1 protein-coding gene is annotated in these 870 nt (G+C 46.3%); it reads right to left on the bottom strand.

Annotated elements, in window-relative coordinates; all coding sequences use genetic code 11:
• A partial coding sequence (locus KIV40_RS33125; RefSeq protein WP_285353631.1) for a PilZ domain-containing protein occupies positions 1-870 on the bottom strand: 870 nt, incomplete at both ends.

Here is an 870-nt window from a genome sequence, read left to right as displayed (position 1 = left end):
TTCCAACTCGATCTTTTCGCACCAATGTGCCAGAACAATTGGCGTTGCTCACTGCTCGCCTCTTGCAACATCATAGAGTAGAACAACGTCTTATTTTGGTGCTCGTGAGTGAACGAGTAGATAACATTGCTCGTCCCTTTCACTCCAGGTTTCGCCAATTGATTCATACGCTGCTCATTAAACAACGTACCTAAAGCTTGTTGGTTACGCTCGTCATGCCAGTACTGCCAAAGAGGGTGGTTGTTGTCGGTTAATAGAGCCAGTTTTAGCTCATTACCGCTAAAAAAGAGGGGCAGGTTACAGGTATGTTTGAGGTAAGTATGCTCAATACCGCGAGTTCGAGTACGAATGATGCGGTCTTGGTTCTCGTGTTGGGTCTTTTTGCTGCTGCTGTTGAGTGACTCTTCGATCAGTCTGCCTACGACATTGCTGTCACAAACACGCACCGTTCGTAGGAACTTAACTGCATTGTTCTCGAAAGAGTCGTCGATTCCAAGAATACGAAACTCAGTGGTTCTATCCACATCAGGCTCTTTCGACTTTTCGACCAATTCAGTAAATTTGACGCCGACAATTTCGCCAAGGTTGTATTTGAATGCGCTTGGCACCTTGAATTTCCCGCCTGATGGCGATATATCCACAGTAACACCGTGCAACACTTGACCCTTTGAGGTGGTTATCTCAACTTGTGAGGCAACCTTTAAGCGGTTCTCTTGACGCTTTAAGTCGTAACCAAGGTTAATAGGTTCCGCTTCATAAGGACTATTGGCACTGGTGATGCCGTTGTCTTCTTGCTGAGTGGTATTGATTTGGTTGTTGACTGGCTGAGTTCGCGGAGACATGACCATGTCCCAAACCCCTTCAGTGTAG

The sequence above is a fragment of the Vibrio sp. D173a genome (assembly GCF_030248475.1).
The sequence above is the reverse complement of the archived record's forward strand: the minus strand, read 5'-3'. Positions and strand labels throughout refer to the sequence as shown.